This window comes from Nostoc sp. DedQUE08 (genome assembly GCF_034530895.1).
Taxonomy (GTDB): Bacteria; Cyanobacteriota; Cyanobacteriia; order Cyanobacteriales; family Nostocaceae; genus Nostoc.
This window is the reverse complement of record NZ_JAVRCD010000005.1, coordinates 84,360-107,236: the sequence shown is the minus strand read 5'-3', so window position 1 is coordinate 107,236 and position 22,877 is coordinate 84,360. Positions and strand designations below refer to the sequence as shown.

Here is a 22,877-nt window from a genome sequence, read left to right as displayed (position 1 = left end):
TGTCAAGTCAAGCACTTGTATTGATTGGACGCGCGGGTAATTATACTATGTCCCAAAAAAATGAAACAACTATTCTTGTATTATCCATCCTAATCACCGTCGGGCTAATAGCTGGCGGTTTTTGGTGGTTTACTAGAAAATCTGGTGTCGATCTAAATACAATTAATTCTGGTAGCACCAAAACGCCCCAAACCGGATCGGAACAACCTAGTGGCAATACTTTCACTTCAGTAAAGGATGTTCCTACAGGATTATTCAATTATGGAGGTAGTACATCTTGGGCACCGATTCGACTAGTAGTCGATCCGGCAATTCAAGCCGCGCGGCCAGAGTTACGGCTGCGCTATGTAGAACCCAGCAATGCATCGCCTGGTTCTGGTACTGGCATTCAGTCCTTGATAGACGGTCAACTAGCCTTTGCTCAGTCCTCCCGACCAGTTCTAGATCCGGAATTAAGCCGTGCCCAGCAGCGTGGGTTCAGTTTGAAACAAATTCCTGTGGCAATTGATGGTTTAGCGGTTGCAGTTAACCCCAACTTGAATATTCCAGGACTAACAGTAGAACAGTTAAAGTCAATTTACACAGGCAAAATCAATAATTGGAGCCAGGTGGGCGGCCCCAATATCCCGATCAAGCCCTATTCCCGCCGCATTACTGATGGCGGTACTGTCGAACTTTTTGTCCAAGACATCTTGGGTGGTCAAGCTTTCAGCTCCAATGTAGAATTTATCTCCACAACCACCCAAGCCTTGCAAAAATTGGCTGATAGTCCTGGTAGCATCTACTACGCTTCTGCCCCAGAGGTGATTCCTCAATGCTCAATCAAGGCCTTGCCGTTGGGGCGCACGCAAGGGCAATACATTGCTCCATACCAAGAACCTTCTGTCCTCCCGTCTGAATGTCCTGGTAAACGGAACAAGTTGAACATTGAGGCATTTCAATCAGGAAAATACCCGATTACCCGCAATCTGTTTGTGGTGGTCAAACAGAATGGTCAGACTGAGCAGCAAGCAGGTGTCGCTTACGCCAACTTACTGCTGACTGAGCAGGGACAGCAACTGATTACCCAAGCGGGATTTGTCAAAATTCGCTGACAAGAGCGAATTGCACTCAAGACAGAGTGGCGGAAATCGCCGCTCTGAACTGTACCTTAACCAGCTCTATTAATCGATTCTGCTGGCAAGCAAATGAGATTATCCCCTTGAGTCAAGATTAAACCACGTTGACGCAGCTTACCCATCAAGCGGGTGACGGTGACACGAGTGGAACCAATCGCGCTACCAATTTGGGCATGAGTGAGGGGAAAAGGCAGACAATAACCGCGAATCACATCAGGATCGGTGTCGCTCATTGCTGGCTCTCCATATTCCTCAATTAACAATGTGAGAAATCCTAAGAGTCGGTCAATTGTGCGGCGTTGTCCCAAGGCACTCAGCCACAGCAGCTTACGCTGGTGCTGATACCTAAAGGCATCCATAACTTCGCGACGGAAGTGAGGCCAATTGTCTAAATCATGCCAGTACATCCACAACACCGCAGTTTGATCGACATGGGCGTAAGCCTGGAGTGTGAATGGTGACTGAGCAACAATTTCAAATGGCTGTCCCGCTCCCACAAAACCCAAGAACGCTTCTTCTGGAGTTCTGTTGATTCGTCGAGACGTTAACTGACTAGCAGTCGCACTAACTTGGGCGGTTCCTACCATGCGGATCGCACCCCTTTGCACCAAATACAGCAATCCAGGCCGGGCTGGAATGCGCTCATCTTTGCTAAAGGTGCGGCAGCGATAGTGTTCTTGAGCCCAGTCAAGAATGCGTTGCCAAGTCAAAAAAGGCCGTGATGCCTCAGAAAAGGAGGATGGAGATTGCATAGGTAACAAAGAGCGTTCGGCTGAAGACAAAGACGTAAATAAAAGGGTGCAAGGAGTGTCTTTGTGTTGACGAGGCAGGCTTAACGCCTAACAGCGCCAGCCAATCCAAAGAATAGAAAGCAAATTACTCTCTACTCTTTTGTTATACTTCCTACTGTACAATGGTGGTAGTAAAGTTTACTTACTATTCATCGATTATTCATCAAATTTTATCCTCTTCTCATTTTTCTTCATCTAAATTAAATTTATACCGCAAGATAGATGGCAGAAATGTAACAAATATATCTTACATGACTATTTAAATATTATTACGTGCATTATAAATTACCAGTTAGCAAATATACGTCAATCAAACAGCTATTATATAGTTATATAATAAAATCGATAAGCATTGATACTTATAAAACAGAAAGTGAATGCATAAAAGACGAAAAAATTCCTCTATATAAAGATAGAGATGACAATAGAGTTTTCTATACCTCAAGTGTGTCTCTGCGACTATCAAAATCTCAGAATCGAAAAGCGATGGAGCTTGCCAGTGCGATCGCTTCAGATTTATCAGGGATTTGTGAGGACGTTTTTAGCATCCAAATAGTTCCCCCAGGTCGGATAAATTTTGAATTAACTCACTCAGCCTTAGCGACTTGGTTACAAAGTCTCGTAGTTGGGAGTTGTTGGGGAGCAGGGGAGCAGGGAGAAATCAATTCAAAATTCAAAATTCAAAATTCAAAATTGTACCCTTACAGGGAAGCAAGCTACGCGCAGCGTCTCATAGAGAAGAAAAACATTGACAGAGATGAAGGAACAAGGATAATAACTCATGCCCAATGCCCAATGCCCAATGACGCCACTTGCTCCACTTGGGGAGACCCCAAGACCGCAGTGGCTCCCCAATGCCCAGTGCCCAATTCATTGTTTGCTATTGAATATGCTCATGCACGCTGCTGTTCGCTAGTGCTGCTGGCTCATCGAGAGGGGTTGATTAAACTTAGAGAACCGATTCCAAATACTAGTCCAGCTTTTTGGGATGTTATTTTTCCTAACCCTCTACCTTGGCTTAATTGCGACGGAACACTACAACTCAATCACCCAGATGAGCGCCGTTTAATTGGCGAATTAATACAAGTGGTAGACAACATAGAGTGCCCTGATGTTAGCGATTCTGTGAAATGGGAAAAACTAGCGCTGAATTTGAGCCAAGCTTTTGAAAAGTTTTGGTCTAATTGCCGGATTTGGGGTGAGGTGAAAATTACTTCACCAGAGCTAGCCCAAGCTAGACTCGGATTGCTCATGGCTACTCAGTCAGTATTAAAATTTGTTCTAGAGGAAAATCTGGGGGTTTTTGCGCCTTTGGAGCTATAAATCGGTAATGTCGCTTAGGTAAAAATAAAAACTTTTTATATAGCTATTGACTCAATGCACCACCTCGGATACATTAGCTCTTGTGTGAGGAGCGAACCAGCAGGGGCACCGAGACGAAACACGGCCAGTCGTCGGTGTCCTTTCTGATTTGTATGGGTTAGATTTGAAAAAATGCTTTCATTTCACTACAGCAAAAACTTTTCAATTGCTACTGCTGCCCCATGTTCCTCTACGCTAGGAGCTACCCAATTAGCGATCGCTTGCACTCCTGCTGGTGCGTTGCCCATAGCTACACCAAGTCCGGCATACTCCAGCATTTCCACATCATTGAAGTTATCACCAATCGCCATAACGTTGGCTAATTGTAATCCCAGCAATTCTTCGGCTAGGTAACGTACAGCAGTTCCCTTATTTACAGAAGCGTTAGTTGCTTCAAAAAAGGTAGCAACAGAGGTTGTCATATAAAGTTCAGCGGGTGTGTATTGGCGGCGCAAATTTCCTAATAACTTATCGATTACGTCAGTGTCATCAGATAAAGCAAGAATTTTTGTCGGTTCATTCGTTAAGGCTTGACGCAAATCACCCACAGGAATCGCAGTAATACCAGAACGTTCTGCATAAATTTTGGTTTCTCTGGTTAACTCACGGACGTATAGTTGATCGTTGATGTAAAAGTGAACAGATAGAAGCGATCGCAACTCAGGCTTTTCAAAATAGTCGAGTAACTGGTGGGCGATTTCTCTGGAAACAACCCAATGGCGATGAATTTTTTGGGTGATCGGGTCTTGAATCCAGGCTCCTTGATAGGCCATTAATGGTAGGGTAGAGCCGATATCTTGGTGGAAGCGCAAGGCTGAACGATACATTCGACCTGTGGCGATCGCTACTTGAATTCCTAGTGCTTGCGCTGCAAAGATTGCTTGCTTTACAGGTTCGCTGATAGTGTTAGAGTGTCCAGCGATCGTGCCATCTATATCCAAAACTAGTAGTTTAATGTCTTTTGCAGCAGCCTGACGATCGGTAGATGCTTTCTGCATAATTTTCTAAATTTTAAGTTCCAGTAAGAGGTTAACAGGCTCTGGCGACCAGTGGGGAGTCAGATAAAAAATTAGGTTCTCTAATCAACCACTTCATATGAATAATTATTTATGGCGATCGCCAAGGATAGAATTTTTTAAATCTTATGAAAAATTCAGCCTAATAGGCACAATAAAAAACCCGATTCTCGAAAAAATCGGGTTTTTTAATTTAAATTAGAGAGTTTGCTTGATAGATAGGATAGAAAAAATCTACCTATTCAAGAAAGTCTATTAATTAAACATCTTGATCCAGCTTTTTTTGCGTTGTGACAACAAACAAAGCCCAGCAATTAAACCAATTCCCAGTGTGGCAGAAGACTCAGGTACTGATTTCACCTCATCGTAGTCATAAGTTACATTGATACCTGCTTTGGCATAAGTATCAATATAGGATCTCATGTTGCCCGAACCCGTAACTACTGAGTTAGCTAAAGCTGAGAACAAAAAGTCTATGTCGCCATTACCAGTGAAAGACTGCAAGAATTGGGTATTGGTGAAAGACTGAGTAGCAGATTGTGTGGCAGTTAAATTAGAAATAGTCTTTCCAGAGGTGCCACTATAATCAGTGATGCCGTCATATTTAGCAGCTTGATAACTCGATATATCTTGTGGATTGAGTGCAAACAGAGACTGATTATTTAATTTTAAGTTGAGTTGACTAGCAAGATTTACTGTCACCTGAGTCGGGGTTGGACTCCTGTTTTCAAAACCTGCATTTCCAAGTATGTCGCCAGTAAAACTTATCGTTACACCCTTGAGTGTGCCCAAAGATGAGTCAAATTTTTGGACGCTCAGAGGTGCATCAATGATGTTTGTGAAATCGTAATTAGTGGAACTACTGTAGGAAAGAGAAGCTGCATTAGCTGCTCCAGATGTTGCAACAATTCCTGCCAAAGTTGTGGCAGCAGCTAGAGTGTTGAATAGTTTTGTTGTCATGGATAAAAGATGCCTTTCTGAAACGAATCATCACGGGATTACTAACCTATTTCTAACTCTGAAACTTTGCTTGTAGTCTTGATAAATACACGTAACTTTATGTAAAGTTATTATGTTTAAATTCCTTCAACAAATGGACTTTTTCAACGGTATATATAAAGTTTTGTTAAGGTAAAGTAGTTTTGATAGTGGTAATCTGATGTCGAAATATTAAGCTAGTTTTTGTTGGTTCCTGAGATGTAAGCTAGGTCAACCTAATTAAACATAAAAGGCTCAGGAGATAGATCCTCGAATTCTGGTAATAAGTTAGGGATCTAGTTACTATCTGTTTACTATGCTTATACTCACGTACTTAATTGGGCTGGTATACCTGCCAAAAGTTGGTTCTACTTGGCTTCCGTACTAAAGGTGCAAATATGTAGACGTTAAGCTGTATAAAAAGCACAAAAAAGCTCATTAGTACCAGGGGTAAATGAGCAATGGAAACAGAGAACAGTTTTGTAGCCGAGTCAGGAAGATGTCTTCCTGGCTAAGGCATCTACTTATTAATGCCAATTGATGTTGTGCATCAATAAAACCTCTTCACATATTCGGACACCCTGGCATATTATCTCCAAGCAGCAACCGTGCCAGACTGGGTAAAGCTTCACCATAGGTGGGATGGATGTGAACCGATCGCTCTAACAATTGCCAGGTGGCTCCTGCTTCTATCAGGGATAAAAAAACATGCACCAGTTCAGCAGTTTCGTAGCCCACCAGGGTTGCTCCCAGAATTTTGTCTGTGTCGCTGTCGATCGCCATGCGATAAAATCCGAGGTCATGCCCCCACTCGATCGCACGCGCAATTTGGTTCATAGGTAACGTGACAGCACGCGCGTTGATACCTTGTTTCTGAGCCTGTTCTAAGGTCATACCCACTCGCCCCACCTGGGGTTCTGTGTAGACCGCATAGCCAAGAACGCGATCGCTCCGTGTCCGGTTTTCTCCACACAAAATTGCTTTTAAGCGGCGATAGTCCTCCCACGACACATGCGTAAAGGCAGGCTGTTTGGCAGCATCCCCGATGGCATAGACTCCAGAACAGGTGGTATGGAACTGGTCGTCAATTTTAATAAATCCTCGATCGTCTAGCTCAATTTTGCTGGCGGCTGTATTTAATGCACTTGTATTCGGTTTCCGTCCAATCGCAACCAGCAACGCTTCTCCTTGGAGTTGTTCGCCACTGCTCAGAGTCAGCCTAAACAGATTATTTTCATGGGCAACGTGATTTACATTAACTCCAAAATGAAGCTTAATCCCATCCTGCTTTAATGCTTCTGCTAAGACCTCGCTGACATCAGACTCTTCCTGTCCGAGGACGCGATCGCCCCGGACAATTAAGTGGGTCTGACTGCCTAAACGCGCTAGTCCTTGTCCCAATTCCAAGCCAATATAGCCGCCTCCGATCGCCAATAAACGGGGTGGTAAGGTGTTCAAGTCAAAGAAGTTGCGATTGGTCAGGTAAGGAGTTCCTGCAAGTCCGGGAATGTCAGGAATTAGCGATGACGTACCCGTGTTGATGATTACCAGAGGAGCCTGAAGGGTAACATCCCCACCTTTGACCGTCCGTTCACCCACAAAAGCAGCTTCGGCACAAATGACTTTCACACCCGCACTCTCCAATCGCTGGCGAATCCCTTGATTAAAGCTGCTGCGGATTCCCCGAACTCGCTCCATGACAGCGGGAAAATCCACCTCTACTTTTGTGTGGATGCCTAACTTCTTAGCCTGACGCGATCGCCCTGCTGCATGAGCCGCTGCTAAGAACGCTTTGGACGGAGTGCAGCCATAGTTGATGCAACTGCCACCTAAAGCATCCCGCTCAAACAAGACAACTTTACGTCCCTCATTGGCAAAATCAGCCGCCAGTGGAATGCCTCCTTGACCACTGCCGATGACAATGACATCTGCTGTTTCCATCAGTGCAAAACTCCTTGGAGATAGTTTGCTTTCATCAGATTCTTACACTCAAAGTTAAAAACTCTCTGGTTATTGAGGTAGGTGTGGATTGAGTTATGACATCTAAAGCTAGCGAAGTCCACCCGCGATAACTACAACGCTTGCACCTTCAGCTACCAGATGTTTAGCGATCGCGGCCCCGATGCCTTTAGATGCACCCATTGAGATTTTTAACAGTGATGTCTCACATCCCTTGCCCGCATCAGGATTTGATAAATTCCAGCAGGTCGGCGTTGATCTGTTCCTTGCTCGTATCGCCCAGAGCGTGCGCTCCCCCAGGATATATCTTCAAAGTCGAATTCTTGACGAGCTTTGCAGACAGGAGGGCAGAAGCACCAATCGGCACGATCTGATCGTCATCACCATGAATAATCAACGTCGGCACATCAAACTTCTTCAAATCCTCGGTGAAATCTGTTTCCGAAAACGCCTTAATGCAGTCATAGGTGTTTTTATGTCCAGCCATCATCCCCTGCATCCACCACGAATAGATTAGCCCTTGGGAGACTTTGGCACCGGGCCGATTGAAGCCAAAGAACGGGCCAGTGGGTACATCTAGGAAGAATTGCGATCGGTCAGCCAACAACGCCGCCCGAAATCCATCAAAGACCTCAATGGGTAGCCCACCCGGATTCGCCTCCGTCTTGAGCATGAGTGGCGGCACCGCGCCCATCAGCACTGCCTTGGAAACGCGCTTGGTGCCGTGCCGTCCAATGAAGCGCGCCACTTCACCGCCGCCGGTAGAGTGTCCGATCGTCACCGCATCCTTAATATCCAGCGCCTCGAAAAGCTCCGCCAGATCGTCAGCGTAGGTGTCCATGTCATTACCGTGCCACGGTTGGCTCGACCGACCATGACCGCGACGATCGTGGGCGATGCAGCGGTAGCCGTGTGAGGCGAGAAAAAACATCTGCGATTCCCAAGCATCCGCGCTCAGTGGCCAGCCGTGGCTGAAGACAATAGGCTGTCCTGTGCCCCAGTCCTTGTAATAGATTTGCGTACCATCCTTAGTCGTGATTGTACTCATGTGCCTCCTATGTAAATTGTGAGCGTTTTCCAATCTGTATCTGGTTCGGATCGTAAAGATAACTGCATTCGCGATCGCCAACTTATCGATAAATTGCTACTCGATCGATTGATACATAACTGATTTCAGCACTCTTATTTTGATGACCTGATTGCTTGCGAAGGTGGCTTATCTACCTATAAATTAGTTGTCTGACTCAAGTTCTTTAATTTAAGATACCAGTTAACTGAGGGCTTACCCGCTTCTTGACATCAAGGAATAACAATAAAGATAGCCAAAGCTTTGAAATTGCTAACTATGTGACAAAGCTTCTGGCTAAAATAGGGCTATGTCTGAAACTTTTACTTCTGCAACCGCAACACGCCCCACGTTCATCCTCGTAGATGGACACTCCTTGGCTTATCGTTCATACTTTGCTTTCGCCAAAGGGCGAGATGGAGGACTGCGTACCAAAACGGGGATTCCCACCAGTATATGTTTTGGTTTTGTGAAGTGCCTGTTGGAGGTAATGGCAACACAACAGCCTCAAGCAATGGCGATCGCTTTTGATTTGGCTGAGGCAACTTTTCGCCACGAAGCGGACGATACTTATAAAGCCGATCGCCCGGAAACACCAGAAGATTTCATTCCCGACTTAGAAAACCTGCATGAGTTGCTGAATGGCTTCAATCTACCCTTTTTCACTGCCCCTGGTTTTGAGGCTGATGATGTTTTGGGAACCTTAGCACAGCGAGTAACTGCGGCTGGGTATAAAGTGAAGATTCTGACTGGCGATCGCGATTTATTTCAACTAATCGACTCTGACAAAGAAATCACTGTTCTAAATTTTAGTCCAGATGCCCTAAAGCGCTCTACAAATAGCATCACGGAATTTAAAGCAGAACAAGTCAAAGAGAAGATGGGCGTTTTACCTTCACAAATTGTTGATTTTAAAGCTCTTTGTGGTGATAAATCAGATAATATTCCTGGTGTCAAGGGAATTGGCGAAAAAACAGCAGTGCAACTGCTGAATACCTATGGTTCACTTGAGAATGTTTATGCTGCGTTAGATGAAATTAAAGGCGCAACTCAGAAAAAACTGGCAGCAGGTAAAGAAGATGCCGAGAAGTCTCGCTATTTAGCAACCATAGTTTTAGATGTTCCTATAGAATTTGATTTAGAAGATTGCAAATTAAAAGGGTTTGATACAAGCGTCTTATCACCAATTTTAGAAAAGTTAGAATTTAAGTCTTTTTTAGGCAGGATAAATGACCTTCAGCAACGTTTTGGTGGACAAGTTGAAGAAAAGCAAGAAGCCAAAATAGACGCAAGTAATTCTAACTCTACTAACTTAGAATTCAACGCTGATGAAGATAATGATTTGTGGTTTTTCAGTGCTAGTGATACAGCCGCAGTTCCACAACAATCTACCTCTCCAATTACACCACGCATCATTAACACCGAAGCTAAATTAACTGAGTTAGTGAAAATTTTGCAAAAATTCACTAATCCAGAAACACCCGTTGCTTGGGATACTGAAACTACCGATTTAGAACCAAGAGATGCTGAATTAGTAGGAATTGGTTGCTGTTGGGGAATACAAGCAGATGAAGTAGCCTATATTCCTTTGGGGCACAAAACTGGGGAAAATTTAAATAAAGATTTGGTATTAGAAGCATTACGCCCAATTCTCGAAAGTACCGATTATCCCAAAGCTTTACAAAATGCTAAATTTGACCGCTTAGTTCTCAAGTGTCAAGGAATTAACTTGGCGGGAGTAGTGTTTGATCCCATGCTAGCGAGTTATATTCTAAATCCAGATTCAAGTCATAATTTGATGGATTTATCGCAGCGATATTTGGGATTGATAGCTAAAAGTTACTTAGATTTAGTTCCTAAAGGCAAAAATATCGCTGATATAGATATTCCCGCCGTCGCAGATTACTGTGGGATGGATGCTTATTCTACCTTTGGTTTAGTGTCGAAACTGCGCGAGGATCTGGATAAAATTCCAGCTTTATCTAAGCTATTTTTGGAGGTGGAACAGCCACTAGAAGCTGTTTTAGCCCAAATGGAATATACAGGCGTTCGCATTAATTCAGCTTATTTACAAGAACTTTCGCAGCATTTAGAAACTGAGTTAGCCAGATTAAAAGAGGAAGCAACTGAAATAGCTGGAGAAAATTTTAACTTGGGTTCTCCTAAGCAATTGAGCCAAATTATATTTGAAAAATTGGGGTTAAGCACCAGACATTCTCGTAAAATTCAAACGGGCTACTCTACAGATGCAGCAACACTAGAAAGACTTCAAGAAGATGATAACACTGGATTTGTTAAAGCGATCGTTGAGTATCGCACCCTATCTAAATTAAAGTCTACTTATGTTGATGCATTACCTGCATTAGTGCGTCCAGATACCCAGCGAGTGCATACTGATTTTAACCAAGCAGCAACATCAACTGGTAGGTTATCTTCTTCTAATCCGAATTTACAAAATATCCCCATTCGTACAGCTTTTAGTCGCCAAATTCGGAAGGCATTTTTGCCTGAATCTGGCTGGTTAATGGTGGCTGCTGATTACTCACAAATTGAATTGCGGATTTTGGCTCATTTAAGTCAAGAGCCGATATTAGTGCAAGCATATCAGCAAAATGAAGATGTTCACACTGTGACGGCGCGGTTAGTGTTTGAAAAAGAAAATATAACCTCAGAAGAACGAGGGATGGCAAAAACTATCAATTTTGGCGTGATTTATGGAATGGGTTCTCTCAGGTTTTCGCGCTCAACTGGGATAGATAAGACCATTGCCAACGAGTTCATTAAGCGGTTTAATGAACGATATCCGAAAGTATTTGCATATTTGGAGCGAGTGAAAAAAGAAGCGATCGCTCTTGGTTATGTAGAAACTATTTTCGGTCGCCGTCGCTATTTTGACTTTACTAATAACAGTTTACGCAAATTAAAAGGCAGCAACCCAGAAGATATCGAGCTGAGTAAATTAAAGAATTTGGGTGCTTTTGATGCAGGTTTATTACGCTCTGCGGCTAATGCACCAATTCAAGGTTCTAACGCTGATATTATCAAAATCGCAATGGTGAGATTGCATGAGGTTTTGAAGAACTATCAGGCGCGTTTGTTGTTGCAAGTTCACGATGAATTAGTGTTTGAAATTCCCCCTAATGAGTGGGAAGAATTACAACTACAAATTAAGTCAGTGATGGAAAATGCAGTGCAGTTGAGTGTTCCTTTGCTTGTGGAGGCGCGTGTTGGTGAAAATTGGATGGAGACGAAGTAAGTTCAACTGGGGATTGAAAAAATTACATTAATAAATAGATGGCGAGATGACGGTCAACCCTCAAAAACGACTCTATCTTCAGCGTGGTTTTCATGCTTTATACCTTATTCAGCAGGCGATATAGCTATGTTGTCACCCGTTAAGTCATATAAGGAATTTTAATATGCATCGTCGTTGGCAGCTATCTGCTTTTGCAATTTTGTTGAGTATAGTTTTAGTTGCTTGCACCACTGTAACTACTCAGCAACCAGAAACCAAAGTGGAAAATACCACTGAGGCGACTAACACAAACTCTCAGCAATTACTAAAAGGTTCAGCAAAAAGAGTTGTTGCTCTTTCTTCACTTTCTGCTGACATTCTCTCCCGACTCGATCAAACAAAAGTTGTCGGAATTACTGGGAGTAAACTATTTAAGAATGACTCAAAATTTAAAGATGTTCCGCGTGTTAGTGAAGGTCAAAGTCCACCAAATTTAGAGAAAGTAGTAGCACTCAAACCAGATTTAGTTATTGGTGCTGAAGGTTTTTCTAACATTCCAATTCAAAAAATTCAGCAGCTTGGTATTCAAACTTTGCTCACTAAGGTGAATAGCTGGGAATCTCTAGAAGGACTTACTAAAAAGCTCGCTGAGTTAATTAATGCCGATCCTCAGCCTTTGTTAAATCGTTATAAAACTTTCTTACCAGATAAGCCAACTCAGAGTCCGTCTACTTTAGCGCTGGTTAGTCGTCAACCAATTTTAGCGCCGAATAAAAACAGTTGGGCAGGAGATTTGCTGGCAAAATTCCAGGCGAAAAATATCGCAGCAGATTTACAAGGTAAAAGTCTAATTGGTGGCTATGTGACACTTTCGGCTGAGAAAGTTTTAGAAGCAAATCCAGAGGTGATAATTTTAGTTAATCCTCCACAAGGAAATTCGGAAGCGACGCTTTTAGATTCGTTGAAAAAGGAAGCTTTTTGGCAGCAACTACAAGCAACTAAAAATAACCGAGTCTATGTGTTTGATTATTTTGGTCTAGTGAATCCGGGTAGTATAGATGCAATAGAAAAGGCTTGTCAGCAGCTTAAGCAAGCGTTGTTTGCACCACAGAGTTAACTCAATAATGGCAAAACATCGCAGTCAATAAAGAATACATTTAAAGGAGTGTCAAGTTAATACTAGAGAACCTAGTTTTCAAAACCGTCTTACAAATACGTGTACCCGATAGTAAAATAAGATGAATTTGACAATTACTATGATTAATTCAACATTCAAATTACTTTGAAACTGCTACAAAGCATCTTTATTGTTATTTTGGAACTAAAAAATTATTAATAAATTCGTGTTTTCAAGCATTCTTTGCACTCAATATTATTACTCAACAAGACTTTGTATTACAAAACAGTTAAATCAGGGCGCTTCAGCTTTTGGATCTGTTAAACTAACTATTTACAGTATTGTTGAAGAAGAGATATAGCTAATTCAAAACTGTTAGGTTGAGTTTGCACTGCATAGGCTTCTTTTTCTAAATCTTGTCGTTTGACATCGGTATAGCGTCTAAAAAATGGTCGAGCATAATTGCTTGGTTGAATGTCTAAACCTAAAGTTTTTATTTTTCCTTTTCCGGCACATACTTGGGCTGCATGAACAGTTTCATGGATTAGTGTTTGAATACCAATATGTAACTCAAACACTACAGGATTAATCCAGATTTTTTTGTCAGCTTCTCTTAGTAAACCATAAGCTCCTCGCTTTGGTGGTAGTGCAATGATTACCTGAAACCCTTTTTTTTCTAGTTGATTTTTTAAATCTAAAAATTTTGTTTCTTGATTGGGTATTTGAGAAAGTAACAGTAAGAAATTTAATATAAAAATTTTGCTCATTTCCTTTTTTGATATACCAATTCAATTAATAATTGCAACACATCCTTGGCTAAAGACGCGATTCATCGCGTCTCTACAAATAGTTGATTTGTTGCATTATTTTTTCAAATCGATATTACTTGAAAACATTTGTATTCAATTACAATGGCAAAAATATTAACTGTGGCTTTAACTACGGCAGCTACTTCTGAATCGACATTAGCGTAGCGATCGCAAAGTTGATTCCCAGTCTATGACTGGGAATAAGGAAGACTGCAAACGAGGTAACTGACTGTGCTTTTAATCTTTTGCAGAACTAATTGGTTTTTGACCAAAAGGGACACTCTTTTTACCTTCAGGAGAAGCACCCCCAAGGCTGCGGAAATACAGCCCTCCAATGGTGAGTAAAAATACCACATATCCCACTGCTTGCACAAGATAGAGATTATCTCTATAGCCAAATAAAGATTTGAGAATAATCCCAGGAAACTGTTCGTCAGGTAAGATTGTGGAAGTATTGGAAACCATAGGCCCCAAAATACAGGAGTGGACTTTTGTAAAACGTTCGTAATAGAAACAAAGGCTTTCTGTGGCACGACTGCTAAGGGCAAGATTAGCCACAGCTTCGTCAAAATGTTTCAACGCTGAAACTACCAATCCAGCGACAATCAGCACTAATAAAATGCCCATTACCTGGAAAAACTGGCGGATGTTAATTTTGACACCCCATTTAAATAGCAGCACCCCAATGGCAGATGCGGCTACCAAACCAGCAATAGCGCCTAAGGCTGGCATTAATCCCTGTTGAAAATTAGCTGCAACGAAGAGAACAGTTTCAAAGCCTTCGCGGACAACGGCAATTAAAATTAAAGTAAAAACACCCCAGCCAGCATTTGAGTTTTGTGTCAGCGCTTCTGTTACTGCTCCCTCAACTGTAGCTTTCATGAATCTGGCTTGTTTAGTCATCCAGATTAGCATCCAACTGAGCATTGCGATCGCCAATACACTAAATACACCTTCTAGCGCTGGCTCAACAACAGTGGTGTATTGAGGATTCGCGGCTCCCAGTACTTGAATTATCCAACTGAATAGCACACCTATTAAGGCACTGACGACAATGCCAACGCCGACACCAGCATATACCCATGAATTGAGTCGGGATTGTTTAGCTTTTTTTAGCAAAGCTAGCACAATACCAACAACAAGGGCAGCTTCCACTCCTTCTCGAAGTGTTATTACAAAAGTAGGTAGAGCAGTACTAAAATTCATCTTTTGTCCTTTGTCTTTTGTCTTTTGTCATTAGTCCTTTGTCCTTTGTCCTTTGTCATTAGTCCTTTGAATTTCTTTTTGACTAATGACCAATACTTCGACTTCGCTCAGTACAAGTGACTAATGACTAAGGACTAATGACTAATGACTAATGACTATGAACCAAAATCGCGTAGCATCTTTTTCAGTTCGAGATTATGCATCTCTTCTTGTCCAATCATACCGCGAGCGAATTCTTCAAGGTAAATGCTGGCATTGGTGACAGTTTCGAGCAATTTTTTATACAGATCCAATGCCTTTTTTTCATGGGATAAACTTTCTTCCAAGATATCCTTGACTTTATGCTGGTAGGTTTCTTCCATTGGGGCGATTTTCAGGGAGGGATGCCCATCTAAACCGGTAAGAATTTCTCCCACTTGTTCGGCATGAAGTAAAGATTCACTTGCCTGTGCTTTGAAAAATGCCACAATTGGAATACGGTTAGGGCCAGTTACCATCAAAGAATAATGTGTGTAGCGCACTACTCCTGCTAGTTCAAATTCCATGATGGCGTTCAGCAGGTCAATAGTCTTTTTCTGGTCAAGTTCTTGCATCAGTTGTTAGTTAAAGTAACGAAGAGAGTGTAATTAGTTAGGAGTTAGAAGTGAGGAGTTGGAAGTTAGGAGTTAGTAATTTGGGATTCATAACTCATAATTCATAATTCATAACTCTTAACTCCTAACTCCTAACTATTTTAAACTCCTTAACCTATACTTCCCATTAAATTAAAGTGTTATCGCTGTGCTTGGGTATTGGATTTGTCAACCACTTTTTGAGAGTTTTCCTCAATGGTTTTCACCAGTTTGGTAACATCATTAGGAATTTTTACTGCTTTTGCTGGTGGGATGGCGGCGGGCCAAACTTTTATTAGTTCAGCAAAACTAGTGTCGATCGCTTTGTGTGCTTCGGGATCTGCTTGAGCTACTTGACTAGAAATTCCTTTGTATAATTCATTGGCGTAAAAGACAAAACCACGGGAGTCTTGATACTCAATTGGCGCAGTTACTTTACCATTTGCGATCGCCGCACCATATTCGGAGTTAGCCGAATCTAGTAGTTCGTTAATTACTTGGAGCGCAAATCCTGGTTTTGAGCGTTGATCTGCTGGCAAAGCTGCGATCGCTCCATCAACTGCTTGCATTGAAGAAGTAAAATTAGTTTTAACTTTGCTATCTTTCGGACTAGATTTGACTAAATCTTGCAAACTTACTAAAGTTGTCTTAAATTCTTTGACTTTGCGTTCATTAAGTTGATCTTCTACATCAACGTAAATCTCCTCAACTGGATGTCCAATATGAGGTTCTGCCTGTTTTGGCTGATTCTGATCGAGCAGTTCTTTGGCTACCAACAGATGTCCTTTCATTAAGCCTAATTTAGACATATAATCAAGATCTTTTGCCTCACCTGTAAGTACGACTTCTTGAACGCCAACCTGGTCTTTAATTTGGTCGAACTGCTCTTGAGTAATTATTTTTTTAGTAACTAAATCTTCTGGTTTTCCATAAGGACGACCTGCCTGGATTTTGTTTGATAAAGCCGGGATACCTAGTTTGGCTTCAAACTTATCCAATTCTGACAATATAGCGCTGTTAATGTTAATTTTTTCTTTGCTACCGTGACCGCTATGACTGTTATTACTTACTGCCTCTGTAGCGGGAGTGCTAGCAACTGGCGCTGATGGATTTTCTGCGGTTGGCGTACTACTACAGGAACTCAAGGTAACTATTACCGCTGTTGCTGCTGCTAAACATATATAACGAAGTTTTATCATCTTTGCTCCTCGCACAACTAAAAGAGGTATTAATTGAAACATTTCAAACTATTACTAGAAAGTAGTTTGTTTGACAGATTGTCATAGATTTTACTGTTGCATATAATGAGATTTTTTATCAACTAGTTTGCTAAAATTTTAATAAATTAATTACAAATTACTAAGAATATTGTCAAGAATGTTTAACATTATTTTGAGAGTTACTATCAGCAAGTACTTCAAATTGACCCATGCAACCGTTTTCTGCGATCGCATCCTGATGAGGATGGAACATATACTTACCTGGATAACGAAAAGCAAATTCTAAGATGTGCCTTTCTGCGATACCCATCGTAATCACATCTGCTTTCTCACTAGCAGTCATAGTCATGCCGTAGCGATAGACATCAAAAAAGTTGGCGTGGAGATGAAACGTCACTGCTGGATCGTATTCAATGATGTTGAGCACATACAGCCGAATCAACTGATCTTTGTAAATGTGAATCGGGTTATGCATGTAATAGTGGGGCAGACCGTTGAAGGCGTAATAATCGTTATGGCTATCATCATTCACGTCATATCCACCCATCACTAGTACGATTTCATCAGCTGGGGGACGGGGAGTTGGTGGATCTATGATAAACATTCCGTATAGTCCCTTGGCAATGTGACGGGTCACTGGTTCAATATGGCAGTGGTATAAATGAACGCCATAAGGTTCAGCATCAAATTCGTAGATTGTGGCATTACCATTGCTGATTGGGCGAACACCATCCATTTCTGCTGGATGAACGCCATGAAAATGTAAAGAGTGAGAATGTCCAGCGTTGTTGAGAAATAGTACCCGGATGCGATCGCCCTGTTTTGCCCGTAGCGTTGGCCCTGGTATGCGACCGTTTAAATCCCAGATGTTGTAAGAGACAGCACTATTGAGTTTTATGATGGAAGAACCAGCAGTTAACTGAAATTCTCGGATAGTCCGCCCATTTTCTTGCTTCACTGTCCCATAATCAAAATCTCTCAACATCTTCATTGGGTTAGTAACGTCGTCTGGTGCTGACCTATCGAATGGTGGCACTTTAACGATTGACTTACTTGGTAGATTTAGCATTTGCCAAAGTCCAGCTGCACCAGTTATTCCAGCACCTGCTAGGCCCAGCTGCAATAATTGACGGCGGCTCCAAGGTTTTCCGTTACTTAGAGCGAAGTTGTTGGGCATGACATTTCGTTACGGTTAGCGCCAAAAAAGAATTGCAAAAGATTTGCAATTGCTTTTAGATATTAGAGGAATTAATAATTATTGTCAATAATTTTTCAGTGCTTCTAAATTGCCAGTTAAGTTGTTAAATCTAGATCAAACTCTAAAAACTATCGCAATATTTTTGTGGTTTTAACTGTATTTATACGCTTAGTTATGTATAAATGACATTTACACAAACCTAGCTATTTCATACATATTCCTGATATGCTTATTGCTTCAGCAATACTTACAGTATAAACAATGAGTATAATAGCAGCTTGAATATAGACACAAGCAAGAAACTATTGCTAGTCTTTAGTGTATTGAATTGGTTTAGAGATAACATAAGTTACCTTTATTCAAGGATTTTTGAATGCTTGGCAATGTAAGAACTTTTAATTTTTAATTTTTATCTGTTACCTTCGTGTTAGCAACGCTGAAAATGCCGTCACTCAAAATCATGTGTCATTCTTTTGTTATTTGTATGGACTTTATGTGTAGATTTCTGCATCGCGATCGCTCGATGTCAAAGGATAGTATAGTATTCACTAAAGTCGAATTACACAATACATTTGATACACACTTGTCAAATACAAAGTTGATGGTATATCTTTTTGCAATCAAGCGGCGTTATGCCCTTTGATTGATGAATTACCCAAATTTATTATTAGGAGGTCAAAAATGACTAGTTTTTCTCATATTTCACTATTGCAGAAGACCGCAGGTATTACCTTATCCAAACCTGTTCAGGTAACGCTTTATATGCTCTTATCTTCTTTAGTTATCTGGACTGTTTTATTCTCCACCTATCCTGCGGTTCATAACACAGCACACTCAGCGCGTCACCACACATTAGGCGTTGCATGTCACTAAATTATCATAATCACAAGATTTTTAGGTGCATCAAGCTTTGCTACATCACATAACAAAGTTACGACGCTAAAATAGTGCAAATTTCGCGCCAGTCTTTTGTTGGGAAATAACTTTTAGGTTTTGTAGAGATGCTTTATCATCTCTACATCACCTTAACTGATTTAAGATGATGTCTGATTTTTGACTAATTCTTTGACTGGAATTTTTTTACCTAGTAATAATCTGGAGTAACTTTCATCCACTCCTATCAATGCTTAACTTGCAGAAATTACATAAGTTTCACATTTACCGTAAGTTTGTATGAAAAAATATCGACTTTTTGGAGTTATCAGCGCTGTTTGCATTGTTTTGTCAGTTCTTTATTCCTTTGTGGGAAACTCCCAAGTTCCTACGTCCAGAGTCCTACTTTCTACCAACCCACCTTTAGAACGTATTCTCCCCTTTGAAGCAGAAGCAGAAAAACCACAATCTCCTGTTAATTTGACTTTACAAGCTGTTGATGCTGCGGGTAAATCTTTAACAAATGCCAAAATTAATTTACAAATTCTGACACCGCCGCGTAATCCTTGGTTAACAACAGATTTTCCCATTGTTGAGGGGACAAAATTGTTGGAAATGAATGCTAATGCACCTGATGGAAAGTTAGAAATTCAGCAGATGTTACCCATCCGTGGTAATTACCAACTGTTAGTTAAAGTGTCACCTTTAGTAGCAAACACTTTTGCTGCTTATGAACAAAGTTTAAATATTAATGTCCACGAAAATCCCATCAAATATAAATATTTTGCTGTAATTGCAGCTATTTTACTGTCACTTGGATTGTTGGGTGGTTGGATTATTGGCGGTCAAGAAGAACTACAACAAGGAGAAATTGCACCACAGTCAGTTCGCCTTTTATTAAGTGCATTAACTGTAGTGGCTATAGTAACCCTATTAGTTATCAATATTAGTGCAGAAGTTGCAGAAGCTCATGGCAGCGAACATCACTCAACTAGTACCGAAGCTATTCCACCATCATCTCAAAAATCTCAGGGATTAGAAATCAATCTAGAGGGAGATAAAAACGCAACTGTCGGAAAACTTGCGAATTTAGCGTTACAAGTGAAAGATACCGCAACCGGACAGCCTGTAACAGATGTAGCTTTGCAAATAAAAGCGATCGCCACAGAACACAATTTGACAGTCTTTGACTACAAAGGTATTCCCGACGAACAAGGTAAATTAACATGGCTTGAACAATTTTTTGATGGTTCACCCCACAAAATCGAGGTAGAAGCAACTCCTTTACCAGGATCTAGCCGTCAATTTACACCAGTGAAGGTAGCGCAGGAAGTTGAAGTTGAAGCGATCGCACCACCAATTTACATCCGATTAATTGGTTTATTTTACTTTACAACCTTTGTCGGCATTGGTATGGCGATTGGATTGTTAATACAACATCGACGAAAACCACAAACAAGGACAAATTAGTAATATCAGAGTTGTATTAAAGATTCCTGCTAATACAAAGATGTAGATGAATCAATTAAAATAGTTGTGTTGAACCACAACTATTTTTTTGTTAATGGGTTGTATAAAGTATAAAAAGGTAGTGTAATAGCCAAGATAAGCTATTAAAATAGCTTTCAAAGTAAAACCTATGTTCAAGCTTGGATTTTCGATAAATTGGTATATTTATTAAGTAAAATTTTATTATTTACAAGCTCATAAAATCAAGATTTACCGAGAAATTAAGAAAGTAATGCTGACAAAAATTGCGTTTGAAACAATTCTGGAACGTGCTTTGATGGGATACGGCTTATCTCCCGAAGAGGGAGTGGTATTGTTACAACAAACAGAGCCAGAGGCGATCGCAGCAATACGTACTACATCCGATACACTCCGCCACACACAAGCAGGCGATACTGTCACCTACATAATTAACCGTAATATTAACTTTACTAATATTTGTGAGCAGCACTGTAGTTTTTGTGCATTCCGTCGAGATGATGGTGATGCCGATGCATACTGGTTAGATTCGGCGCAAATTTTGGAAAAGGCGACAGATGCAGTAAAACGGGGTGCAACAGAAATCTGTATGCAGGGGGGATTAAATCCACAAGCACTGATAAATGGTAAATCTTTGCCCTACTACCTCAAAGTCGTAGAAACCATTAAACAGGAATTTCCCCACATACATTTACATGCTTTCTCTCCCCAAGAAGTGCAATTTATCGCCAGACTTGATGGACTGGAATATGCTGAGGTGATTACTGCTTTGCGCGATGCTGGTGTTGGCTCAATGCCAGGAACAGCAGCGGAAGTGTTGGACGATGAAGTAAGGCGGATATTGTGTCCAGAGAAGATTGACACAGCCACTTGGCTAGAAATTGTTAGCACTGCTCACAAATTAGGCTTGCATACCACTAGCACCATGTTATCTGGGCATATTGAAACCCACGAACAGCAAATCGGACATTTAGAAAAATTGCGATCGCTCCAAAAAACCGCCATCAATCGGGGATATCCAGCCAAGATTACAGAGTTTATTTTATTACCCTTCGTTGGTCAAGAAGCGCCTAAATCCTTACGTCGCCGTGTCGGACGCGATCAACCAGTTTTAAGTGATGCTCTGCTATTAGGGGCTGTAGCGCGAATTTACTTAGGTAATTGGATTCCTAACCATCAGCAGAGTTGGGTAAAACTAGGGCTTGCAGGCGCGACAGAAGCCTTAGCTTGGGGTTGCAACGATATCGGCGGCACATTGATGGAGGAACATATTACCACAATGGCAGGTGCTTTAGGCGGTACGTGTATGGAAGTGGAAACCTTGGAAAATGCGATCGCTTCTTTAGGAAGACCTTACCAACAACGAGATACTCTTTATCAAAAAGTTATTAGTCGTTAGAAATTGGGAATTGGGCATTGGGCATGGGAAAGAGGCAGAGGGGAAAGATTTACTACAACTTCTCCTCTGCTCCCCTGCTCCCCTGCTCCCCTGCCTCCCCTGCCTCCCCTGCCCCTCTGCCTCCCCTCCCCTGCACTCCACACTCTTCACTCAATTGATCCCCAAGTTACCAATCCAAGATAGGATGGACGTTGATTTACGTATTCTTTTACTTAATGCATATGAAGCGCTATTGGTCGCGTTTGCTTGCGCTGGTTTTGGTTGTAGCTATCGGCTTAATGGGTTGTTCTGGCAGTCCAGATAGTTTGACTGGGGATTATCGTCAAGACACCTTAGCTGTGGTCAATATTATGAGACAAGCTCTGGATCTTTCACAAGATTCACCAGACAAAGCAGCAATTCAAGCAGAAGCGCGTCAAAAAATTAATGACTTTTCAGCTCGCTACCAGCGGGTTAACTCTGTTTCTGGTCTTGGCTCGTTTACAACCATACGAACAGCCCTCAATTCCCTAGCTGGACATTACAGTTCTTACCCAAATCGTCCTGTACCCGAAAAACTCAAAAATCGTCTAGAAAAAGAGTTGCAGCAGGTAGAGACAGCGCTAAAGCGTGGCGGTTAACTATTTAATTACTAGTTCGTAATTCGTAATTCGTAATTAAAATGGCTACAGAGCTAACACTGATTATAAATATGAATTACGAATTAGTTTTACCACTTTGTTAAGTTGATCTGAGTCAAAGTTGAAAATTTTCAATTTTGTTTATGTAGCCACAGCTGCACACAGGCTCAAGCGACTCATAATTTTGATAGTGCAACCCGATCGATAACAAGCTCTGTGCTTGAATGACCTTGGTCGCGAATGAAAGTCAATGTTAAATTTGGAATTTTTGACGGTTTTACGCGCTTTTGCACCTGCTTAATTAACTCAGGTGTAATATCAAAATTAAACTTTTTTATACCTTGGTTTGGACTTGGTACATCAAAGAAATTAGCTGAACCGATATAGTAAGTATCGATATCAGCGATCGCTTTGAGGCTTGGTAAATTAAGATAAACGCTGTAGTTTCCTATTGGCTCACCCTGATAAGCGACTTGAATTTCCAACAGATAAACTTCCTCAGACCTAGCCGTACCAATTTCCAGAGGGGTAGATAAGGGAAAAGTTACTTGCGTTGGTGCCAATGGATTATCTGTCAACTTTGTTTTAACCTGTTGAGAGGAAATAAACTTTGCTTGCTGCTGCTCTTGAGTTGCAAGATTAAAGGATGATTGGGTATTCACTAAAACCTCATCTTTCCAATTAATTTGGCGAATATTATTTTGAGATACCTGTACGTATGTATTATTTAAATTAAGTATATTCAAAATAGTAAATATGATTAAAAACAGAGTAAAAATCAGCTTGGTCATAATTTAACTATTCATAATGT

19 protein-coding genes are annotated in these 22,877 nt (G+C 41.2%); 8 read left to right on the top strand and 11 right to left on the bottom strand.

Annotation, left to right across the window (positions count from 1 at the left end):
• Window positions 1–47 precede the first annotated feature (47 nt).
• The gene (locus tag RMY64_RS05125; RefSeq protein ID WP_322699475.1) at window positions 48–1,094 is read left to right on the top strand and encodes a PstS family phosphate ABC transporter substrate-binding protein; all 1,047 of its coding nucleotides are present in this window, start codon (window positions 48–50) and stop codon (window positions 1,092–1,094) included.
• 56 nt (window positions 1,095–1,150) lie between these two features.
• Here RMY64_RS05125 and RMY64_RS05120 read toward each other — a convergent pair whose 3' ends face one another.
• Window positions 1,151–1,870 carry a Crp/Fnr family transcriptional regulator gene (locus tag RMY64_RS05120; RefSeq protein ID WP_012412419.1) on the bottom strand — a complete coding sequence of 240 codons (720 nt, stop codon included), beginning with the start codon at window positions 1,868–1,870 and terminating at the stop codon, window positions 1,151–1,153.
• 525 nt (window positions 1,871–2,395) lie between these two features.
• Between RMY64_RS05120 and RMY64_RS05115 the strand changes: the two genes are divergently transcribed.
• The gene (locus RMY64_RS05115; protein WP_322670722.1) at window positions 2,396–3,232 is read left to right on the top strand and encodes a DALR anticodon-binding domain-containing protein; all 837 of its coding nucleotides are present in this window, start codon (window positions 2,396–2,398) and stop codon (window positions 3,230–3,232) included.
• A 185-nt stretch (window positions 3,233–3,417) separates the two neighbouring features.
• Here the strand turns inward: RMY64_RS05115 and RMY64_RS05110 are convergent, their stop codons facing one another.
• The 4 genes from RMY64_RS05110 to RMY64_RS05095 form a co-directional block, all read right to left on the bottom strand.
• On the bottom strand, window positions 3,418–4,269 hold the full coding sequence (locus tag RMY64_RS05110; RefSeq protein WP_322687830.1) for a Cof-type HAD-IIB family hydrolase: 852 nt from the start codon (window positions 4,267–4,269) through the stop codon (window positions 3,418–3,420).
• 273 nt (window positions 4,270–4,542) lie between these two features.
• On the bottom strand, window positions 4,543–5,247 hold the full coding sequence (locus RMY64_RS05105) for a choice-of-anchor E domain-containing protein (protein WP_322670724.1): 705 nt from the start codon (window positions 5,245–5,247) through the stop codon (window positions 4,543–4,545).
• Window positions 5,248–5,829: 582 nt separating this feature from the next.
• Window positions 5,830–7,206 (bottom strand): dihydrolipoyl dehydrogenase family protein, encoded by a 1,377-nt coding sequence (locus RMY64_RS05100; RefSeq protein WP_322670725.1) that lies wholly within the window; start codon window positions 7,204–7,206, stop codon window positions 5,830–5,832.
• A 241-nt stretch (window positions 7,207–7,447) separates the two neighbouring features.
• On the bottom strand, window positions 7,448–8,272 hold the full coding sequence (locus RMY64_RS05095) for an alpha/beta hydrolase (protein ID WP_322699474.1): 825 nt from the start codon (window positions 8,270–8,272) through the stop codon (window positions 7,448–7,450).
• A gap of 328 nt (window positions 8,273–8,600) precedes the next feature.
• On the opposite strand from RMY64_RS05095, the gene polA reads away from it, so the two are divergent.
• Together polA and RMY64_RS05085 are read left to right on the top strand one after the other, a co-directional pair.
• Entirely contained in the window at window positions 8,601–11,546 is a 2,946-nt protein-coding gene (polA, locus tag RMY64_RS05090) for a DNA polymerase I (RefSeq protein WP_322699473.1), read from the top strand.
• Window positions 11,547–11,709: 163 nt separating this feature from the next.
• Complete coding sequence (locus RMY64_RS05085) at window positions 11,710–12,642, top strand: ABC transporter substrate-binding protein (RefSeq protein WP_322670729.1); 933 nt, start codon at window positions 11,710–11,712, stop codon at window positions 12,640–12,642.
• A 329-nt stretch (window positions 12,643–12,971) separates the two neighbouring features.
• Here RMY64_RS05085 and RMY64_RS05080 read toward each other — a convergent pair whose 3' ends face one another.
• The 5 genes from RMY64_RS05080 to RMY64_RS05060 form a co-directional block, all read right to left on the bottom strand.
• Window positions 12,972–13,409 (bottom strand): hypothetical protein, encoded by a 438-nt coding sequence (locus RMY64_RS05080; RefSeq protein WP_322699472.1) that lies wholly within the window; start codon window positions 13,407–13,409, stop codon window positions 12,972–12,974.
• 279 nt (window positions 13,410–13,688) lie between these two features.
• A complete protein-coding gene (locus RMY64_RS05075) occupies window positions 13,689–14,657 on the bottom strand; it encodes an FTR1 family protein (protein WP_322687841.1) in 969 nt (322 codons plus the stop codon).
• Between the two features lie 155 nt (window positions 14,658–14,812).
• Window positions 14,813–15,250, bottom strand: coding sequence for a ferritin-like domain-containing protein (locus RMY64_RS05070; protein WP_322670732.1), 438 nt, complete (start codon window positions 15,248–15,250; stop codon window positions 14,813–14,815).
• Between the two features lie 179 nt (window positions 15,251–15,429).
• Window positions 15,430–16,467 carry a helix-hairpin-helix domain-containing protein gene (locus RMY64_RS05065; RefSeq protein WP_322699471.1) on the bottom strand — a complete coding sequence of 346 codons (1,038 nt, stop codon included), beginning with the start codon at window positions 16,465–16,467 and terminating at the stop codon, window positions 15,430–15,432.
• A gap of 172 nt (window positions 16,468–16,639) precedes the next feature.
• Window positions 16,640–17,665: a multicopper oxidase domain-containing protein gene (locus tag RMY64_RS05060; protein WP_322685296.1), complete on the bottom strand. Its 1,026-nt coding sequence runs from the start codon at window positions 17,663–17,665 to the stop codon at window positions 16,640–16,642.
• 702 nt (window positions 17,666–18,367) lie between these two features.
• Here RMY64_RS05060 and RMY64_RS05055 point away from each other — a divergent pair.
• The 4 genes from RMY64_RS05055 (at window position 18,368) to psb27 (ending at window position 22,066) form a co-directional block, all read left to right on the top strand.
• Window positions 18,368–18,559, top strand: coding sequence for a CbtB domain-containing protein (locus tag RMY64_RS05055; protein WP_322670735.1), 192 nt, complete (start codon window positions 18,368–18,370; stop codon window positions 18,557–18,559).
• Window positions 18,560–18,859: 300 nt separating this feature from the next.
• Entirely contained in the window at window positions 18,860–20,029 is a 1,170-nt protein-coding gene (locus RMY64_RS05050; protein ID WP_322699470.1) for a hypothetical protein, read from the top strand.
• A gap of 271 nt (window positions 20,030–20,300) precedes the next feature.
• Window positions 20,301–21,446 carry a 7,8-didemethyl-8-hydroxy-5-deazariboflavin synthase subunit CofH gene (gene cofH / locus RMY64_RS05045; RefSeq protein WP_322699469.1) on the top strand — a complete coding sequence of 382 codons (1,146 nt, stop codon included), beginning with the start codon at window positions 20,301–20,303 and terminating at the stop codon, window positions 21,444–21,446.
• 215 nt (window positions 21,447–21,661) lie between these two features.
• The gene (gene psb27, locus RMY64_RS05040; protein ID WP_190240755.1) at window positions 21,662–22,066 is read left to right on the top strand and encodes a photosystem II protein Psb27; all 405 of its coding nucleotides are present in this window, start codon (window positions 21,662–21,664) and stop codon (window positions 22,064–22,066) included.
• 176 nt (window positions 22,067–22,242) lie between these two features.
• Here the strand turns inward: psb27 and RMY64_RS05035 are convergent, their stop codons facing one another.
• On the bottom strand, window positions 22,243–22,857 hold the full coding sequence (locus RMY64_RS05035) for a hypothetical protein (RefSeq protein WP_322699468.1): 615 nt from the start codon (window positions 22,855–22,857) through the stop codon (window positions 22,243–22,245).
• Window positions 22,858–22,877 lie beyond the last annotated feature (20 nt).